The 20,108-nt window shown below is 57.9% G+C and carries 13 protein-coding genes; 3 read left to right on the top strand and 10 right to left on the bottom strand.

Annotation, left to right across the window (positions count from 1 at the left end; translation table 11 throughout):
* Positions 1 to 49: 49 nt before the first annotated feature.
* Positions 50 to 2,527, top strand: coding sequence for a TonB-dependent receptor (locus tag AB1S50_RS09290; RefSeq protein WP_367150332.1), 2,478 nt, complete (start codon positions 50 to 52; stop codon positions 2,525 to 2,527).
* A gap of 587 nt (positions 2,528 to 3,114) precedes the next feature.
* Here the strand turns inward: AB1S50_RS09290 and egtD are convergent.
* The 3 genes from egtD to AB1S50_RS09275 form a co-directional block, all read right to left on the bottom strand.
* Positions 3,115 to 4,083, bottom strand: a complete 969-nt coding sequence (egtD, locus tag AB1S50_RS09285; protein ID WP_367150331.1) for an L-histidine N(alpha)-methyltransferase — start codon at positions 4,081 to 4,083, stop codon at positions 3,115 to 3,117.
* Complete coding sequence (egtB, locus tag AB1S50_RS09280) at positions 4,080 to 5,348, bottom strand: ergothioneine biosynthesis protein EgtB (protein ID WP_367150330.1); 1,269 nt, start codon at positions 5,346 to 5,348, stop codon at positions 4,080 to 4,082. Before egtB ends, egtD begins: the two co-directional genes overlap by 4 nt.
* A 199-nt stretch (positions 5,349 to 5,547) precedes the next feature.
* Positions 5,548 to 8,163, bottom strand: coding sequence for a TonB-dependent receptor (locus tag AB1S50_RS09275; RefSeq protein WP_367150328.1), 2,616 nt, complete (start codon positions 8,161 to 8,163; stop codon positions 5,548 to 5,550).
* A 293-nt stretch (positions 8,164 to 8,456) separates the two neighbouring features.
* On the opposite strand from AB1S50_RS09275, the gene AB1S50_RS09270 reads away from it, so the two are divergent.
* Positions 8,457 to 10,814, top strand: a complete 2,358-nt coding sequence (locus AB1S50_RS09270) for a penicillin acylase family protein (protein ID WP_367150327.1) — start codon at positions 8,457 to 8,459, stop codon at positions 10,812 to 10,814.
* 24 nt (positions 10,815 to 10,838) lie between these two features.
* Here AB1S50_RS09270 and AB1S50_RS09265 read toward each other — a convergent pair whose 3' ends face one another.
* The 7 genes from AB1S50_RS09265 to AB1S50_RS09235 all read right to left on the bottom strand — a co-directional run bounded on the left by AB1S50_RS09265 (position 10,839) and on the right by AB1S50_RS09235 (position 18,636).
* A complete protein-coding gene (locus AB1S50_RS09265; RefSeq protein ID WP_367150325.1) occupies positions 10,839 to 11,102 on the bottom strand; it encodes a hypothetical protein in 264 nt (87 codons plus the stop codon).
* 96 nt (positions 11,103 to 11,198) lie between these two features.
* Entirely contained in the window at positions 11,199 to 12,581 is a 1,383-nt protein-coding gene (cysG, locus tag AB1S50_RS09260; protein WP_367150324.1) for a siroheme synthase CysG, read from the bottom strand.
* Positions 12,582 to 12,601: 20 nt separating this feature from the next.
* Positions 12,602 to 13,879 carry a serine--tRNA ligase gene (gene serS / locus AB1S50_RS09255; RefSeq protein ID WP_367150323.1) on the bottom strand — a complete coding sequence of 426 codons (1,278 nt, stop codon included), beginning with the start codon at positions 13,877 to 13,879 and terminating at the stop codon, positions 12,602 to 12,604.
* Positions 13,880 to 13,898: 19 nt separating this feature from the next.
* Entirely contained in the window at positions 13,899 to 14,273 is a 375-nt protein-coding gene (gene crcB / locus AB1S50_RS09250; protein WP_367150322.1) for a fluoride efflux transporter CrcB, read from the bottom strand.
* A gap of 3 nt (positions 14,274 to 14,276) precedes the next feature.
* On the bottom strand, positions 14,277 to 15,626 hold the full coding sequence (locus AB1S50_RS09245; RefSeq protein WP_367150321.1) for a replication-associated recombination protein A: 1,350 nt from the start codon (positions 15,624 to 15,626) through the stop codon (positions 14,277 to 14,279).
* Entirely contained in the window at positions 15,619 to 16,230 is a 612-nt protein-coding gene (gene lolA / locus AB1S50_RS09240) for an outer membrane lipoprotein chaperone LolA (protein ID WP_367150319.1), read from the bottom strand. Before lolA ends, AB1S50_RS09245 begins: the two co-directional genes overlap by 8 nt.
* A gap of 63 nt (positions 16,231 to 16,293) precedes the next feature.
* A complete protein-coding gene (locus tag AB1S50_RS09235; protein WP_367150318.1) occupies positions 16,294 to 18,636 on the bottom strand; it encodes a DNA translocase FtsK in 2,343 nt (780 codons plus the stop codon).
* Between the two features lie 517 nt (positions 18,637 to 19,153).
* On the opposite strand from AB1S50_RS09235, the gene trxB reads away from it, so the two are divergent.
* A complete protein-coding gene (gene trxB, locus AB1S50_RS09230) occupies positions 19,154 to 20,101 on the top strand; it encodes a thioredoxin-disulfide reductase (RefSeq protein WP_367150317.1) in 948 nt (315 codons plus the stop codon).
* Positions 20,102 to 20,108: the final 7 nt, after the last annotated feature.

The following is a 20,108-nucleotide window of genomic DNA, read 5'->3' as shown; positions in this document are numbered from 1 at the left end:
CTCCACCGTAGTTGTGTGCCCATATAACAACAAATCACTGGAGAGTTCGATGAGCAAACACCAATTCATTGTACGATGTCCACTGGCATTGGCTATTGCCATCAGCACACAGGGCCTGGCGGAAGATCTGACCCTGGAAGAGGTTACCGTCACCGCCCAAAAGCGCGAACAGAATGCACTGGACGTGCCGGTAACCGTGGACATCTTTTCCAGCAACGATATAGACAACACCAATGCGCTCAGGTTGAGCGATATGGCCAACTATATTCCCGGCTTTGATGTCAGCTCCGGTATCACTCAATCGGCGTTTAGCATCCGCGGTATCAGCAGCCCCACTATCAGTGCCGGCGGCGACCCCTCGGTGTCCGTTTTCTACGATGACGCCTATGTTCCCGGTCCGGCTACCTCCATGTCATTTACAGATATCCAGCGGGTGGAAGTGCTAAAAGGCCCCCAGGGTACACTGTTCGGCCGCAATGCGGCGGCCGGCACAGTCAATATATTGCCCAATCCGCCACAGAGCGATTTCGATGGCTTTGTTTCAATGCGCATAGGTAACTTTGGCCTGCGGCAGCTGGAAGGTATGGTAAATGAGCCGATGACCGACCACCTGTTTATACGCGGTAATCTGATCAGCTACCAGCGCGATGGATTTGTCGAGAATATTTACCCCGGTGGTGCGGATTCAGGGGCCGAGGATCTTGTAAGCGGCCGCCTGGCTGTGCGTGGGGAGATCAGTGACAGCACCACCGTGCAATTCGCCTACGACTGGGACAAGGTGAATAATTCACCTCGCCAGGCCATAGGTGTCAGTCCCTATGGTTTCAGCACAGACCCCTTCGCCGGCAAGGTGGAAAACGATGTGCGTGGTGATGGCGAGACCCGCTCTATGTCCACACTCAACGCCAAATTGATGCACAGCTTTAATGATGACTGGAGCCTGAAGTGGGTATCCAGTTACCGCCGCTGGGAAACCTATAATCGCGAGGAGGAAGATGGCACGGCCGACCCCAGCCGCTACCTGGATACCAACAATATTTTCGACTCAGATATCAGCTACCACGAACTGCAGGTGAATTTCATCCGCGAGCGCCTGACCGCGGTCATGGGAGTCAATTACTCACACGAAAACATCTTCCAGAGCACCGAAGTCACTGCCACCGCCAACTCGTTGACCCGTCTGGTAACCACCAATATCATCAATGACCCGATTCTGCGCGAACAGATCGCCAGCGGTGCTGCGCTGTCCGTGGGGGGGTACCAGGGCGATGGCAGTGCCGGCGATCTGGCTGCTGATCAGGCGCTTGCTGCCCTCGACACTGTCGATCATCTGTGGGAAGCAGACGACTGGGCCACCTTTACCACCCTATTGACAGGGGCCGCGTTACCACAAACCGGGGTTTTATACGAGATAGTCGCCTACAATATGCTCGGCACCGGTATGCTGCTTGGCCCTATCTACGCAGACTGGAACTGGGTTGAGCGGGTGGAAAACACTGGCGACTTTACTAACTGGGGCATCTATTTCGATCTGGATTATGCCTTTACCGACAAATTTAACTTTCTTGCCGGACTCCGCTACAGTGCCGACGAGAAATCCTTTACCTGGCTGACACCCGGTACAAATTTCCGCGGGCGACGCACAGAAATAGAGGAGGTGATTTTCTCCACCGCCGACAACTACAACGTCGGACAGGGTGTGCGCCGGGCCAGCGATAAGTGGAGCGCAACCACCGGTCGCCTGGTGGGGCAGTATCATTTCAGCGACCGGGCGATGGCATTTTTATCCTACTCCACCGGTTACAAATCCGGCGGCTTCGACTCCCTCAATCTCCTCACCGCCGACACACCCACCGAACCGGAAGAGGTAAAAAATACAGAACTCGGGCTGAAGGGCGACCTGCCCGGCAATCTGCGCGTACAACTCAGTTATTTCGATATGATCGTGGACAACCGCCAGCGCAGCGTAGAGAGCAAACCGCCCGGCTCCGCCAACGCCCTGCCCCGGGTTATCAATGGTGACCAGAAGTTTAACGGCTTCGAGATCACCCTCGATTGGCTTCCCCTGGACAGACTCCGCCTGGGTCTGGTGACCACGATCCGCGACCAGGAATCCCAGTGGGACCCCTTCTATGATGCAGAGGGCGAATTACAGCAGGACCGCGATAAATCCTCTACCAATACCGCCTACACCCTGACCATGGACTGGACACCGGCGGTACCTGTGGGATCGATACAGTTACACATGGACTACATCTACGCGGAGAACAACGACCAGCTGGACCCCAATTACCTGGCCAGTTTTGGTGCCATCAAGGGTATCGGTGTGGACGACAAACGTCTCAACGGTCGCCTGTCATGGCAGAATAGCAGCGCCAGCTACGAACTGGCACTCTGGGGGCGCAACCTGTTGGATAACCAGCGTGCAGCCATTCCGAGCGGTCGCACCCTGGAAGTGTTTGGTACGCCTTACACAAATATTTTAGAACCCCGCAGCTTTGGAGCTGAGATACGCTATAATTTCTAAATTTTATTGAGGGGCAGAGGGAATTTTACCGCATAATCGAACAATATTTCTTCTAACCTTTTATGCTCGCGGTTTGCCTGACATGCTCTCCACTTTCCAGTCCGCGCAGCTTCAAACAGTGTCCACCACTTACGAGAACGATAGTTTAGAAGCCAGTGGAGCCATAGCCTCAGAAAAGCTTCCACAAACCATAGTGCGTCGACCAATCGAGCAATCTCAAACGTATAGTACCTGTCATTGGCGAGAAAAAACCCTTTTCTCCCGCCACACATAAAACTCTGCATCGAACCCTATCCGAGCCTCAATCCACTACTTGCGCCGAATACTATTATTTCATTTGAACTTTAACTGTAATTGCCTGCTAAACCGCCATGATAGGGAATTCAATTGTTTGCCCCACCACAATTGAACCTGTATTCATAATTACAGACCTAAACCGACTTAGGCTCAATTCGGCAGGAGTAACATTTTGTCGGATACCGGTAGTCTGCTAGATAAGAAACGCAACTGAGTTCTATGTATTCGTCAGGCAGTATTGTATTGAAAACTGCAGTGGTGAACCTATCATCTAGCTAAATTGGTGCCAGTCAAGTCTTTTGCGCATAGTGGACCGCGTAATTTGCTCCGGGGTCTAACCAGTGCTCGACCGGTGTAAAGCCCGTTGCACAGAGTAATTGGTTGAAACTCTCGATGGTATACTTGTGGCTGTTTTCGGTATGGATAGTCTCTCCTTCCAGAAAACTGATCTCTTCACCCGCCACGGTGACCTTGTGGCTTGCCAGACAAACCAGATGCATTTCAATCCGCTTGCGTAAAGGATGATAAAAGGCGCGATGCGCAAACAGGCTCAGATCAAAACTGCCGCCCAATTCGTTGTTTATACGGACCAACAGATTTTTATTGAAAGCTTCGGTGAGGTGCTCGCTGTCGTGATAGGCGCGCTCCAAGACTACGGAATCCTTATCGAGATCAGTGCCCACCAATAGTCCATCGCCAGAGGTTAGCGCTGAGGCAAAACAGGACAGCAGCTGCTGTGCCTCCTCCTGCTCGAAGTTTCCCACCGTAGAACCGGGGAAAAAGATTACGCGGTTACGGCCGCTGCCGATGGACAACCCTTCCCAGATTTGACTACAGGTAAAATCGCCAATCGCTTCGCGTACTGTGAGATTTGGCAGTCGACAGCGGATTCGCGCTTTTGCCTCCAGCAGAATCTCTGGAGAAATATCCATCGGCACATAAGCCACTGGATCAGCAAGTTTGGCGAGAAGGGGTTCCACTTTTTCACAGTTGCCGGCACCGGGTTCGATAATGACTGCTTTTGGCCCTATTCGTGCCGCCATCTCGTGAAGGTAGTCCGAGAAGATCTCAGCTTCGGTACGGGTGACGTAATAGTCTTGCAGTTCGCAGATTCGTTCAAACAGGCGCGAGCCAGTTTCATCATAAAGGTACTTGCATGGCAGGGTCTTTTGCGTACTTCTTAGGCCCGCCAGCACATTTCGCAGAAATTCGGTGCGCTCTAGGTTATCGTCCCGGACAATTCTCAATGGCATATTCATGACAGATCCCCCGCGAGGCGCAGGCCGGTGAACTGCCAGCTTTGGTGTGGATAAAAAAAGTTGCGGTAGCTCAGGCGAATGTGGTCAGCGGGCGTGATACAGGAGCCACCTCGCAGGACTTTCTGATTACACATGAATTTACCATTATATTCACCAATCGCATCGACTCTGGCTTTGAAGCCGGGGTATGGCAGATAAGCGCTGGAAGTCCATTCCCACAGATCACCAATAAACTGGTGCCGGCCACTGCGGGATCGCAGTGGTTGATAAGCGCGGCTTTCCAGCAGATTCGCGCTAGCCAACTGGTCCGGCTGGCGCAGCAGATAGGCGGCCACTTCCCATTCAAATTCGGTTGGCAGCCGATTGCCGGCCCAGGTTGCATAGGCATCGGCTTCATAGTAATTGAGGTGGCAGACCGGCTCATCACTGTGCAAAGGCTGCAACCCCGAGAGGGTGAACTGATACCACTGCCCTTCCCGCTCGTGCCAATAGGCGGGATGCCGCAAATTCTGCTGTTGTAACAGGGCCCAGCCATCGGATAGCCAAAGGCGCGGTTCAAGGTAGCCGCCGTCTTGGATAAATTCCAGGTATTCGCCGTTGGTCACCAGCCGGGAGGCGATACGGTAGTCTCCAACCAGGTGCTGGTGTGCCGGCCCTTCGTTGTCAAAGAAGAAGTGCTCTCCCTCACTGCCGATACCGTAGACACCGGCAGGAATTTCCAGCCAGTCGAGGGCCGTAGCACTCAATTCACCCTGGTTGTCCGTGTACTCTGAGTCTGTATAGGCCGGGAAGGCGGGGTTCAGGGAAAAAGCATGTTTGATATCGGTGAGCAGCAGCTCCTGGTGTTGCTGCTCATGATTCAAGCCAAGAACCAGTAAATCGAGAGTGTCGGTTTTTAATGGGGAGTTTTCCAACAGCTCAGTAACGGCAGTATCGACCGCTTTGCGATAGGCTAACACTGTTTCCATGTGGGGCCTGGATAGTAAGCCCCGCTGCGACCGCTTGTACGCCGTACCCAGCGAATTGTAGTAAGAGTTGAACAATTGGTGAAAAGCGGGATCGAAGGACCGGTAACCCGACTGCTGTTGCAACACAAAGGTTTCAAAAAACCAGCTGGTGTGGGCCAGGTGCCATTTGCCGGGACTGGCATCGGGCATTGACTGCAACTGCATATCCTCTGCCGAGAGAGGCTCCGCCAAGTGTTCTGTTTCACCCCGAATGCGCTGGTAGCGCGAGAAGACTTCCACCTGAACTTCCGTGTTCACTCCACGCTCACATATGGTCATGATCCGGCCAACTACAATTGTTTTGAAGGCATGATACGCAGTTCTGGCGCAATTCCTATGGCATAAACCACAAAGTTGACAGATTTAACGCCACTTTCTAAGTCCATCAGGGCCTAATTCGATCAAGCAAAAGGCCGGCGATTGCCGGCCTTTTGCTTTGGGAACAGATTGGACTTACTTAGAAGCGTACAGTGAAATCCGCTCCGTAGGTGCGCGGCAGATAGCGCCAGCCGGGGCTGGCGCCGATGGCGGCACCAGTGCCACCGAAGCCACCGGCAATGTCCTCGTCGGTGGCATTTTGCATCCACAGTGCGGCGGAGTAGCGGTCGGAAGCACTGTTCCAGGCGGCGCGCAGGTTGACCAACTGGTAGTCATCAATGATACGTGCCGGATCGGTGATGGAGCCGATACGCTCGTCCGTCCAGTTGTAGTCGGCACGCAACCTTACCTCAGCTCCGGAGTTCATGGGCACAGTGTACTCGGCCATCAGGTTGAGCTTGTTTTCGGGCGTGGATACCCGGGGCTGCCCAACTCGCGAGTCCGCTTCGGTTTCACCGATTGCCTCGATAATCTGATAGCGAGTGAATTCCGTGTCCAGATATGAGTAGTTACCGGCAATAAACAGATTGTCGGTAGCGGCCCATTGCAGCTCTATTTCAGCGCCGGTGCCCTCGGCATCGGCATTTCGCAGGTTATAGCTGGGGATGGGTGCGCCCACCAGATCTAGCTCCTGCAGATTGTCATACTGATAGGAGAATACCGATGCATTGAAGCGTACCCGGTTGTCGAACAGGCTGCTCTTCAGACCCAGCTCGAGATTGACCACATTTTCCTGATCGAAAGATGCATCAACGCCAGGACCAAAATTCAAGCTGTTGAACCCCCCAGCCTTGAAACCGTTGGCCAGCGAAACGAAGGTCATCACATCGTCGTTCCAGCGGTAGTCCAGCACGATACGACCGGAGATATCGCTCCAGCTGTCGCTGAGCTTGCTGTCCAGAGACGGCTGGCCGTTGTTGTAGAAGGCAAGGCCAAAAGGCTGCTGCAGGGCTACCTGCGGCAGGGGCAGACTGTTCACATTGACAGGCACTATAACGCCGGGCTGCACTTCGACCGGAATGGTAATGGTCAGGGGATCGCCATTCTCATCCACCAGTCCTGTCGTGCCGCCCAGGGTGATCGGCAACAGGTTCTGATAAGCGGTTTCAATGGTGAAATCCTTCTTATCGGCGGTGTAACGGGCGCCGACGGTCAGGTCCATCTTGTCGGTCAGGCTCCAGGTAAAGTCACCGTAAATGGCCGCAGAGCGATAGTCGCCGGTATTGAGCACATTCTCGTTCCAGGGGTTGTCCCCGGCAACCCAGGGGGCTATGCCTCCCATCAGCTGGGTCACAATGTCCTCGCGGCTCAAATTGGCGGCGGTCAGGCCCAGGGGGCCAAGCCCATCGGCCATGGCGGCATCCAGCAAACCGGTCCCCAGCAGCAGGTCGTATACGAAATTGGATACTGCAAAGCCCTCAAGACCGGCCTGCGCCAACTGCGTACGCGTCGCCACGGCCAGATCTTCCAGCTCAGTGGTGGTCAGGTTCAAGCCCTCACTGGTCGCCTGGACACCCTCGTACACGGCGAAAGACTCCAGTGAACCGGTGGTGAAAAAGGCTTCAGTCAGATGCTCCAGCTTTTCCTGTGAGTAGGAGGCACCCAGGGTCCATTTCAGGTTATCGGTGGCGCCGTTGAAACGAAATTCCTGGGAGAACTGACTCTGGTCGTCGAGGTTGGCGGAACCGAACATGTAATCGGCTTGTGCCGTGCCGTCTTCGTCCTGCTGCAGATGGGCGTCGAAGGCGCTGTAGGCGGTGATGGAGGTAAAGGTAAAATTGTCGAAATCCCTAGTGATGGTCAGGGAGGTACCCCAGGCGTCACGATCCTCGATGGTCGGAGTGTCCAAAGCATAGTCCCCAAACACGTCGGTGCCGCCATCACGCTCCTGCAGTGACGGAACCACGGACGAGCGCAGTGCACTGCCCTGGTCCAGAACACCGTAGTTTGCGCGCCACAACACCTCTGTATTGTCCCCTGGTTCCCACAGCAGCGCCACGCGATAGGTTTGGCTGTCCTGGTCACCGGCACTGAAGCCTCCGGCCAGGTTGTCGGCCCAGCCGTCGCGGCGGTTGCTGGACAGCGTGGCGCGACCGTACAGGTTATCGGCCAGCTGATAATTGAGCAGTAGATCGCTGGATTGACGGCCGAAGTTGCCCGCGGTCAGGCTCAGTTCGGTCTCATTGCCGGCCTGAGGCTTCTTGGTGATGATGTGGATGGCACCACCGGTGGCGTTGCGCCCGAACAGAGTACCCTGGGGACCTTTCAGTACTTCCACCCGCTCGATATCGGTCAGTGGTACTTCGGCACCGGCACCGCGACTCGCGTAGACACCGTCAACATAGACGGCCACTGCAGGATCGGAGCCAACGGTAAAATCACCGGTCTGAATACCGCGCACGTTATAGGTGGGCTGTAGCGGGGTATCGTTGTTCATCTCGACCCCGGGGGTGAACTTACCCAGATCGGTAAGGTTCTCGACTCCCAGGTCATTGAGGTTTTCGCCGGTAAAGGCACTGATGGCAATCGGCACATCCTGGAGGTTTTCCGCACGTTTCTGCGCGGTAACCACCACCTCTTCGATTTCCGCCGCATGCACGCCACTACCGAAGGCGGTGGCAATTGCAATGGCTCCTGAGAGAGTGGAGAGGCTGAAGTGCCGGGTTTTACCGGGCTGATCGGCGCTTTGCATCATCGCGTCCTCGCGTTTGTTGTTATCAGCTAAGGGAATTATTTTTTCTAGTAATTGGCACCATGTTACGATTCCGGTGAAAAATTGGAAGCCCCGATATGACTTTTCCCCGTTGACTGGTCAGTTCTAATTGGCGCGCAAACCCACAAGTGAACTTTTGTGACTTTGCTGACAGCTCTTCCCAGAGAGTACGCTCAATGACAGCAGCTTCATTCAAAACAACAATTTGATTGTCCCGCGGGGCTGGTAGACTGCCCCATCGATAAAAATACACCTCTCTAATCTGGAGCCCATTGATGGCCATAAAAGTATCCGCTGTACGCTGGCTCACCTTTGTGGGGCTGACAGTTGTAGGAGTCCTGGTGTTGGCCGTGGCGGTGACATGGATTTGGCTGCGGGGCAGCCTGCCTCTACTTGAGGGAGAGCTCGAAACCGGAAAGCTGAACAGCCCTGCGACCATCTACCGGGACACCCAGGGCATTCCTCTGATCGAATCGGAGGACCGCAGCAGTATTGCTTTCGCACTCGGGTTCCTGCACGCACAGGAGCGTTTTTTCCAGATGGATCTGCTGCGACGCAATTCCGCCGGCGAGCTGTCGGAGCTGTTCGGGGCGGTGGCACTGGAGCACGACCGGGAGATCCGCCTGCACCAGTTTCGTCAGAGGGCCGAGCGCAATATAAAGGAGATGTCTCCGACTCACCGCCGGATACTGAAAAAGTATGTGCAGGGGGTAAATAGCGGCTTGCAGCAGTTGGGCCGTCTTCCCTGGGAGTATGCGCTACTGCGCCGGCAACCGGAACCCTGGACGGCGGCGGACAGTATGCTCACCATTTTCAGCATGTACCTGACGCTGCAAAGCCATAACGGTAACCACGAGCGCCGCGATACCGCACTTGCCAAACTGCTGCCGGCGGATCTCTACCAGTTCTTTTTTCCCGCAGGCGGTAGCTGGGACGCACCGCTGATCGGCGACGCGCGCCCCCCGGTCACCTTGCCTAGCACACCCATTGCAGCGCTACTGAAAGACGACACCACCATCGCTTACCGGGAAATGACCAGCGACGACCAGGTTTTCGGCAGCAACAACTGGGTTGTGGGCGGTGCCCTCAGTGGGCACGGGAGCGCTATTCTGGCCGATGATATGCACCTGTCCCTTGGGGTACCCAATATCTGGTATCGGGCCGGATGGCAGATTCCCGGTACGGACCGCCATATGCGCGGCGCCACCCTACCCGGGGGACCTCTGGTGGTGGTGGGCAGCAATGGCCTGGTGGCCTGGGGTTTTACCAACACTATGGGCGACTGGGGTGACCTGATCCCACTGGAGGTGAACGAGGCTGGGGACCGTTATCGCACACCCGATGGCTGGCGGGCCTTCATCGTAGATCGCGAAGAGATTGTGATCAAAGGCGAAAAGCCGGAAACCCTGCTGGTGCACAAAACCATCTGGGGCCCGGTTGTAGCTGAGGATTATAGTGGCACTCCCCTCGCCTACCGCTGGGTCGCCCACGACCTGCAAGGCGGCAATATCAATCTGCTGCAGATGGAGGGGGTCGAGACCGCCGAAGAGGCACTCGACCTGGGCCCGCTGTTGGGTATACCACACCAGAATCTGGTGGTTGGCGACAGCCGCGGCAATATCGGCTGGACAGTGGGCGGGGCCATACCCCGCCGCGTGGGACTGGATGGCAGCCGTTCGGTTTCCTGGGCCGACGGCACCGCCTTCTGGGATGGTTACCTGGCGGCAGAGGAGCAGCCGCGGCTATACAATCCTCCTTCCCACCGTATCTGGACCGCCAATGCGCGCACCATGGATGGCCCTTTCCTGCAGTTGATGGGAGATCAGGGCTACGCTCTGGGTGCCCGGCAGCAGCAGATCAGGGATGACCTGTTTGCTCGGGAGTCATTTGATGAGGGGGACATGCTGGATATCCAGTTGGACCAGCGCGCAATATTTTTACATCGCTGGCAGCAACAGCTGTTGACGCTGCTGAAAAATGACAAGCGCTATGAGGCAGTGTTGGAACAGATCGAAAATTGGGGCGCCCAGGCCAGTGCGGACTCAGTGGGCTATCGCATAGTGCGCAACTACCGGTTGAAATTTCTGGAGCTGACAACGGCCCCACTGCTCACTCATATGCAACGCCGCCAGGCGGACTTTGCTTTCGGTTCGCTCAAACGCCAGCTGGAGTATGCGGCCTGGGAAATGCAGACGATGGAACCGGCACATCTGTTGAATCCGGATTTTGAGTCCTGGCGGGCACTGAAACTGGCCGCTCTGGACAGCGTCCTGACGCGGATGGCCGAGGGTGGGCGGCCGCTGGCTGAACAGACCTGGGGGGTGCAGAATACGGCCGAAATTCGCCATCCCCTGGGCCGTGCCGTTGAGGTGGTCAACTGGTTTACCGCCATGCCCGCCGATCAGCTCTCCGGTGACAGCCACCTGCCCAGAGTCCAGTCATCCCGCAGTGGTGCCTCACAACGTATGGTGGTGGCACCGGGTCGCGAACAGGAGGCGATTTTTCATATGGCCACCGGCCAGAGTGCCCACCCCTTGTCGCCTTTTTTCGCCAACGGCCACAGGGACTGGGTAGAAGGCAATCCTTCCCCGCTCAAAGAACAACCAGCGCGCTATACGCTGCTATTGAAATAGGCGAGCTAAGGTCGCCGATTGGACTCAAACGGTTTCATCCAAAATGGCAAAGGACAGCAGGGATGTGAACAGGCTCAGCGCAAGGACAAAGGGGACCAGCGGGAAGCACAGCATCAGCAGGCAGCTGCCCAGCCAGAGTTTTTTTACCCGTTTTTGCCTGGCGCGGTAGGCACGGGTATAGCGCCGGGCCTGGGCATCATGGGGGCTTGGGAGGCGGATTTCGCCAGCTACCGGCAAAAATGCACCCAGAAAAAGCATGCAGTAAAACCGGACAATTGCCACAGTCATGACGGCCACCCAATCGGTATCTATCCCCAGTATAGTGGCTCTCTCCAATGGCTCTCTGGGGAGAAAACCCGGTAGCCCGAGGCGGACGGAATCAGGTCAGCGGCGAAACCAGCTCAATTTATCCCGGAGGCTCACGACACCGCCGATGATACTCAAGGCCGGCGCCTCAATTTTTTCCCGTTCCGCCAGCCCCGGCAATGTTTCCAAGTCGCCCACCACTACCCGCTGATCCGGCGTGGTGCCCTTTTCAACCAGGGCAGCCGGGGTTTCTTTTGACAGGCCGTGATCAATCAACTCGCGGCAGATCGTCTCAATCCCCGTGAGCCCCATGTAGAAAACCAGGGTTTGGCCCGGGGTGGCGAGCTCGCCCCAGGGTAAAGCCAATACCCCATCCTTCTGGTGACCGGTGATAAACCTAACGGACTGGGCGTGATCCCGGTGAGTCAGGGGAATGCCCGCGTAACTCGCGCAGCCGGAGGCGGCAGTGATTCCCGGCACAACCTGAAATGGAATGCCCGCATCGGCAAGGCGGTCAATCTCCTCGCCGCCGCGACCAAAAATAAATGGATCCCCGCCCTTTAGGCGAAGCACCTTGTTGCCCTGCCGGGCCAGATCCACCAGGCGCTGATTGATGTCCTCCTGGGGCACGGCGTGAAACTGTTTTTGCTTGCCCACGTATATACGCTCGGCGTCGCGGCGCACCAGTTCCAGTACCGCCGGAGATACCAGCCGGTCGTAGAGCACTACATCCGCCTCCTGCATAAGCCTTAGGGCGCGAAATGTGAGCAGATCGGGATCCCCGGGGCCTCCACCCACCAGGTAGACCTCCCCCCGGGACTCGGGGCTGCCCTGCCACTCACCGAGGCTGTGCAGCAGCTCCGCACGCGCTTGCTGGAACTGCCCCGCCTCCACTTTGCGTGCTACAGGACCACTGAAAACCCAGCGCCAAAAATCCCTGCGCACAGGCTCCGGCAGGGCTGCTTTCACCTGCTCGCGGGTGCTTGCGGCCAGCTCTGCCACAACTCCCACAGCGGGTGACAACAGCGCTTCCAGTTGTGCGCGAATGCGGCGCGCGAGCACCGGGGCACCGCCACCACTACTGATACCTATCGCGAGCGGGCCCCGCTCCACTATGGCGGGAAAAGTAAAAGTACAGAGTTCGGGGGAATCCACCACATTCACTGGCAGATGCCGCACCCGTGCATCCGCACTAACCGCGGCATTGACCGAGCTGTCGGAGGTGGCGGCGACTACCAGATCAACGCCGTCCAGGTGACGGGGCTCGTAGCGTTCGGAAAGCCAGCGCCCACCACTTTCCCGCACCAGTTCCAGCAGTTCTTCCCCCACTTCCGGCGCCGCCACGAGCAGCCGCGCACCGGCCTTGTGCAGCAGGCGCGCCTTGCGCGTGGCGATGCCACCCCCACCCACCAGCAGACAGGGGCGGTCCAGCAGGTCGAAGGCGAGCGGAAGGTAACGCAAGGATAGATTCCCTATATTGATCAGCCGATAATGGTGGCGCCCCCCATGTAACTGTAGAGGGCCTCGGGAACTTCGATAGTGCCGTCTTCACGCTGGTAGTTTTCCAGCACGGCAATGAGGGTGCGCCCGACCGCAAGGCCGGAGCCGTTGAGCGTGTGTAGGAGTTCCGGTTTAGCGGTTTCCGGGTTGCGCCAGCGGGCTTTCATGCGGCGTGCCTGGAAGTCGCCTACCAGTGAACAGGAGGATATTTCCCGGTATTTGTCCTGGGACGGTATCCACACTTCAATATCGTAGGTTTTGCGCGCTGAAAACCCCATGTCTCCGCCGCACAACACCACAGTGCGATAGGGTAGATGCAGTTTCTCCAAAATGGTTTCTGCGTGGCGGGTCAGGGACTCGAGCGCCTCTTGTGACTGGTCCGGACGCGAGAACCAAACCAGCTCCACTTTTTCGAATTGATGCTGGCGAATCATGCCGCGGGTGTCGCGGCCGTGAGAACCCGCCTCGGAGCGGAAACAGGGCGTGTGGGCCACGTATTTGTGCGGCAATGGATTCCCCTCCGGAACTATTTCATCCCGGTAAAGGTTGGTGAGGGGAACCTCCGCGGTGGGGATCAGATAGAAGTCCCGCTCGTCCTCCAGCTTAAACAGGTCTTCGGAAAACTTTGGCAGCTGAGAAGTGCCGTAGAGAGACTCCCCGTTGACAATCACTGGTACGTTGGCTTCGCGGTAACCGTGCTCCCCGACATGCACATCGAGCATAAACTGAGCCAGGGCGCGGTGCAGCTTGGCCACCGGTCCGCTCATTACTGCAAAACGCGAGCCGGTGAGCTTGGCCGCGACTTCGAAATCCAGCCCCCCCAGTTGTGCTCCCAGGTCCACATGGTCCCGGATCTGGAAATCAAACCTGCGCGGCTGCCCCCAGCGGCGCACTTCCACATTGTCATCTTCGGTTTCCCCTTCCGGCACCGATTCGTCGGGAAGGTTGGGGATGGCCGCGAGAACCGCGTCGAGTTCCTGCTGCAGCGCGTGCAGTGCCTGCTTGGCTTCCGCCAGCTGGCCGCCGAGAGATTCGACTTCCTGCAGCAGCGGCTGGATATCCTCTCCTGCGGCCTTGGCCCGGCCGATATTTTTGGACTTGCTGTTGCGCGCATTCTGCAGACTTTCGGTGCGTACCTGCAGTTCTTTACGGCGCGCTTCGAGGTCTTCCAGGCGGTCGGTGTCCAGCGTTACGCCGCGCTTGGCGAGTGCCTTGGCGACCAGCTCCATTTGCGTGCGAATAAGTTTTGGGTCGAGCATGTTTGAAATTCTTACTGCGTCAGAAGTATTTTGTGGTCAGGGCTACGGCCGCGGCGGTGGCGCTGAGGCACGCTGCCAAACTGATCGCGACATAGGCCAGCGCCGTGAGCGGGGCGCCATTGTGCCACAACAGCAGGGTTTCCAGCGAGAAGGTAGAGAAGGTAGTCAGAGCACCGAACAGTCCGGTCATCAGCAGCAAGCGCCACTCGTGTCCGAACAGCCCTCGCTCAACGATCAATACGTAGACGATCCCGATCAGGAATGCGCCGGTGATATTGACGATAAGGGTGCCCAGGGGAAAGCGGCCCTCAAATACCGGGTAGGCCCAGAGACTAACCAGGTGCCGGATCAGTGCTCCCACAGCGCCACCTAAGGCAATTGCCAGCCACTGCATGGATTATCCTCGCTCGTCATCGCGATAACGCTGTTGTTCACTTTCCAGGTTGCGGCGGCGCAAATCCGCCAGTTTGTCGGCAATCCTGAGTTCCAGGCCGCGCGGCACCGGCTCGTAATAGCGGCGTCCGGCAATCTTTTCCGGAAAATAATTTTCCCCCGCGGCAAAGGCGTCCGGCTCATCGTGGGCATAGCGGTATTCCGCGCCATGGGCCATGCTTTTGGCCAGCTTGGTGGGCGCATTACGCAGGTGGATCGGCACTTCGTAGCTGGGTTCCTGCCGCACATCCGCCGACACCTGTTTGTAGGCGCTGTAAACCGCATTGCTCTTGGCCGCCACCGCCAGGTAGGCCACTGCCTGGGCGATGGCCAGTTCCCCTTCCGGGCTGCCCAGACGCTCCTGCACATCCCAGGCGTTCAGAGAGAGGGTCAGCGCGCGTGGGTCCGCATTGCCAATGTCCTCGGAAGCCATCCGCACCAGCCGCCGCGCTATATACAAAGGGTCGCAGCCGCCATCTACCATACGGACGAACCAGTAGAGGGCGGCGTCCGGATCCGAGCCCCGCACCGATTTATGCAGAGCTGAAATCTGATCGTAAAAGTAGTCGCCACCCTTGTCGAAACGCCTGATATCGGCACTCAGGACCTCCTCCAACACGGTTTCGTCGATTATCTGGCCGCCATCGGTTTCCGGGGCCAGGTCGCAGGCAATTTCCAGCAGGTTCAGGGCGCGGCGGGCGTCGCCATCGGCGGCGTCGGCAATTTGCTGCACAAGCTCCGCGCTGATGGAGATATTCCGCCGCAACAATTCCCCGTCAGTTTCCAGCGCCCGGGCCAGCAGGGTCCGCAGGTCGGCGGTACTGAGGCTGCGCATCAGGTAGACACGGCAGCGGGACAGCAGGGCGTTGTTGAGTTCAAACGCAGGGTTTTCCGTGGTGGCGCCGACGAAGGTGACTACACCCTCCTCCACGTAGGGCAGAAACGCATCCTGCTGGGCTTTGTTGAAGCGGTGCACTTCGTCCACGAACAGGATGGTGCCACGATTGTACTGGGCCCGGTACTGCTCGGCCTCGGCGACGGCCTGGCGAATATCCTTTACTCCCGCCAGCACCGCGGACAGGGTACTGAAGCGGGCATCGCACTCCTGGGCCAGCAGCCGCGCGAATGTGGTCTTGCCCACACCCGGAGGCCCCCACAGCACCATCGAGTGCAGCTGTCCGCGTTCCACCGCCTCCCGCAGGGGCTTGCCCGGTCCCAACAAGTGGGCCTGGCCCACAGTTCCGGCCAGGGTGTCGGGCCGCATGCGCGCGGCCAGCGGCTGGTGTCCGCCGGGGGGCTGAAACAGATCATTCATCTTTGATAACGTCGGTACCCGCCGGCGGTTTGAAATTAAACATCGAAGAGGACAGGCTCGGGTTGGCGGTCATGCCGCTGAAACTGATCCGGGTGGTTTGCCCCATGCCGTCGCGAACGGTCATCTTGGAGGGCATACCGTTTTTACCAAAGCGGATTTCCATGGTTTTGAAGGGTGCGGAAGCGCGCTTTGGCACCAGCTGATAGCCCCCCTTTTTCCTGGATACCTCGAAAGACCCGCGAATCTCGCCCACCTCTCCACCCAGCAGCAGTGCCGGGGTCTCCTTGAGGCGGTTGTCCACCGGGCGGATAGTCACCTGCTCCAGGTCGGGATCGTAGAGCCACAGCTTCTTGTTGTTGGTGACCAGAAGCTGAGCAAAGGGCTCACCGGTTTCCCAGCGCAGTTTTCCGGGGCGCTGAACTGAGAAGCTGCCACTGCTCTTCTGCAGTACTTCACCCCGTTCGTCCAGCATCGTCTGTTGGAATTTTCCGCTGAGGGAGGCCAGCGGTTGCAACAGGCGGCTGAGATCCTCGGCGGGATCCGCCCAGGCCGACGCCGTAGAGACGAGGCATAGTGCGAAAAAGCTGCGCAAAATCAGTTTCATAAGGGTCTTCCACTGCAGGGGTTTCCATAAAGCCTAGCCGGCGCCTCTTGAACAGTGGCTGAATTACACCGGCGGCGGTGCCAGTACTTCGCGGTTGCCGTTGTGCCCGGCTTCCGACACCACGCCGGCCGCCTCCATTGCGTCGATGATCCGTGCGGCGCGATTGTAGCCGATACGCAATTGGCGTTGTACGGAGGAGATGGATGCTTTGCGCGACTTGGTGACGAAAGCCACTGCCTCGTCGTAGAGGGCATCGCTTTCCGGATCACTCCCCTCCCCGGCCTCAGTCTGCAGACCGGGAACCGGGATACTGTTGTTGGTGTCATCGACAATTCCATCAATGTAGTCGGGTTGTCCGCGCCGGCCCCAGTCCGCCACTACCTTGTGCACCTCGTGGTCATCGACGAAGGCCCCGTGTACCCGGATCGGTACACCGCTGCCCGGCGGAAGGTAGAGCATGTCGCCGTGTCCCAACAACTGCTCGGCACCTCCCTGGTCGAGGATGGTGCGCGAATCCACTTTGGAGGAAACCTGGAAGGCGATTCGCGTGGGCACATTGGCCTTGATCAGGCCGGTAATCACATCCACGGAGGGCCGCTGGGTCGCCAGCAGCAGGTGAATGCCAGCGGCCCTGGCCTTCTGGGCGATGCGGGCGATCAGCTGCTCCACCTTTTTACCGACGATCATCATCATATCGGCAAATTCGTCGATCACCACCACTATGGAGGGAAGTGGCTTGAGTTCGGGGGCAGTCTGATCGGACTCGGGCACGCTGGACAGGGGATCCGGCTGCCAGGTGGGGTCCGTTAGTGGCGTGCCCTGCTCGGCGGCCTCCTTAACCTTGCGGTTGAATCCGGCCAGGTTGCGGACACCCATTGCCGCCATCAGTTTGTAGCGGCGCTCCATCTCGCCGACACACCAGCGCAGGCCGTTGGCGGCATCGTTCATGTCCGTGATGACCGGCGCCAGCAAGTGTGGAACCCCCTCGTAGACCGACAGTTCGAGCATTTTTGGATCCACCAGGATCAGGCGCACCTGTTCCGGTGTGGACTTGAACAACAGGCTCAGCAGCATCACATTGATGCCCACCGACTTACCCGCACCGGTGGTCCCCGCCACCAGCAGATGGGGCATCTTGGCCAGATCGGCCACTACCGGCTGCCCGGCGATATCGTGGCCCAGGGCAAGTGTCAGGGGTGATTTGGCGCTGTCGTACACATCCGCCGACAGGACTTCGGAAAGGCGCACCATATGCCTTATCTCGTTGGGTATCTCGATACCCACCACCGATTTCCCCGGGATCACTTCCACTACGCGCACGCTGATCACTGCCAGGGACCGCGCCAGGTCCTTGGCCAGATTGGTGATACGGCTCACTTTGACGCCGGGTGCGGGCTGGATCTCGAAGCGTGTCACCACCGGGCCGGGAAGTACTGAAACCACTTCGGCGATAACACCGAAATCCTTGAGTTTGAGTTCCAGTAAGCGCGACAGTGCTTCCAGGGAATCCCGCGAGAAGCCCTCCTTTTTGTTCCGGTCCGCCGGGTCCAGCAGTGACAGCGGCGGCAGAGTTCCGGTAACAGGACCGGTGAAGAGTTCGCCCTGCTTTTCCTTGGCGGAGCGCTGGCTGAGTTTGGGCTTGGGGGGGGCAGCCTCTATCGCCGGCGGCAGTCGCTTGGCGGAGCGCTGTTTCTCTTCCTCAACAGCGGCTTTACGCACCAGCACCGCCTGCTGCGCGGCCCGCCGCTCCGCGCGCTGCTGGTGGGCCAGGCGCAGTCGGGCGGTTATCCAGGCGCTGAAGCCGAGCACATTGCGCCCTATGGCCTCGCACAGTTTAAGCCATGAAAACCCGGTGAAAACGGTGATGCCGATGGCGAACAGCGCCAGCAGCAATATGGTTGCGCCCACATAGCCGAGGCCGGCCTCGGTATTGCCGGCTACGGCAGCTCCGACAATGCCACCGTTGGAGAATGGCAGTGGCGGTGTACTCTGTTCAAAACACAGGGAAGCCAGTCCGGCGCCGGTGATCAGCAGTACCAACAGGCCCGAAACCCGGAGTGCGAACAGTGCACCGTGAAAGCGCGCATTGCGATCGCGCAGAATCCGGTAGGCGCGCAGGCCGATAAACAGGGGGAACAGATAGGCCATCCAGCCCAGCAGGGACAGGCCGACATCCGCCAGCCAGGCACCAGCCGGGCCTATGGCATTGCGTATCTCGTCACCCTCTCCGGTGTGGGACCAGCCCGGGTCTGCGGCATCATAGCTGAGCAGGCTGATACCCAGCAGCAGAGTGCCCGCCAGCAGAGCGATCAGGCCCCCCTCCCGGATCAGGCGCGCTATCAGGGATTCCGGGAGGGCTTCTTCGCTGTCGGCTTCAACATCATTGATCGCGCTTTTGGCCTTCAATGGCTTACCTCTATCTGTCTTTTTTGCAGGGATCGGCAGGGCGCCGCCGTTTGGGGCCTGCGTCAGCGGACTGTGTACTACAGACCCGGGTGAATTGCCACCAACGGGCTTTTAAGAGATTACTTTAGAGTCAATCTACCCTTTTGAAATCAATTAGTTAAGAGCAAATTTTCGCCTACACTGTAACCCCTATGCACAGCTGTACAGCAACCGCTCCCCAGGGTCGCTGCCAGGCATTGCGGAAAGACTCTGTTTACTCAGCTATTTTATATAAATCAATTAGTTAACTCAGTTATCTCATCTTCTCTATAACCAGTAGCAGATCAAAGGCTGGGGGCGGTTGTAAGGGATAGGCACCGCTAATGGCACAAATAAAGTGAGACTATTTCGCTGGCCCCTGTCCTTCGCCTATTATGTGCGCCATGTTGATAGTCCCCGCTGATCAAATACTGTCCAGGGACAATCGAGCGCACTAAAGCGAATACACTTTTTTAGAGGCTGATTTGAAGAGCAATTCATGAGTAACAACCACCATCGTCTGATCATTCTCGGTTCCGGCCCCGCCGGATATACGGCAGCTATTTATGCCGCTCGCGCCAACCTGAAACCGGTGGTGATCACCGGAATGCAACAGGGTGGACAGCTGACCACCACCACCGAGGTGGAAAACTGGCCCGGGGGTGTGGCCGACCTCCAGGGGCCGGACCTGATGGTCCAGATGCAGCAGCATGCGGAGCGTTTCGATACGGAGATTGTTTTTGACCACATCGAATCCGTGGACCTTCAGCAGCGCCCCTTTACCCTGCGGGGCAACGACACCTATACCTGCGACGCGCTGATCATTGCCACCGGCGCCTCCGCACAGTACCTGGGACTACCTTCCGAACAGGCATTCCAGGGGCGAGGCGTCAGCGCCTGTGCCACCTGCGACGGCTTTTTCTATCGCGAACAAAAAGTCGCCGTAGTGGGTGGGGGCAACACGGCGGTCGAGGAAGCGCTGTACCTCTCCAATATCGCCAGCGAAGTGACACTGGTCCACCGTCGCGACGAATTGCGCGCGGAGAAAATCCTGCAGGACCGCCTGATGGACAAGGTCGAAAACGGTAATATCAATGTCTGCTGGCACCAAACCCTGGACGAGGTGCTGGGCGATGACAATGGCGTGACCGGCGTACGGCTGCGCAGCACACTGGACGATTCCACCAGAGAGCTGGATGTCTCCGGTGTCTTTATCGCCATAGGCCACAAGCCCAACACCGATATCTTTGCCGGCCAGCTGGAAATGAACGGCGGCTATATACTGGTGCAAAGCGGTCTCGATGGCAACGCGACCCAGACTTCCATCCCCGGGGTCTTCGCCGCCGGTGACGTCTCCGACCATATCTATCGCCAGGCGGTGACCTCAGCTGGCAGCGGCTGTATGGCGGCACTGGATGCCGAGCGCTTCCTGGACGCACAGCCGTAACCTCGGG

This window comes from Microbulbifer discodermiae (assembly GCF_040742695.1).
Taxonomy (GTDB): domain Bacteria; phylum Pseudomonadota; class Gammaproteobacteria; order Pseudomonadales; family Cellvibrionaceae; genus Microbulbifer.
This window is presented reverse-complemented; position numbering and strand designations above follow the sequence as displayed.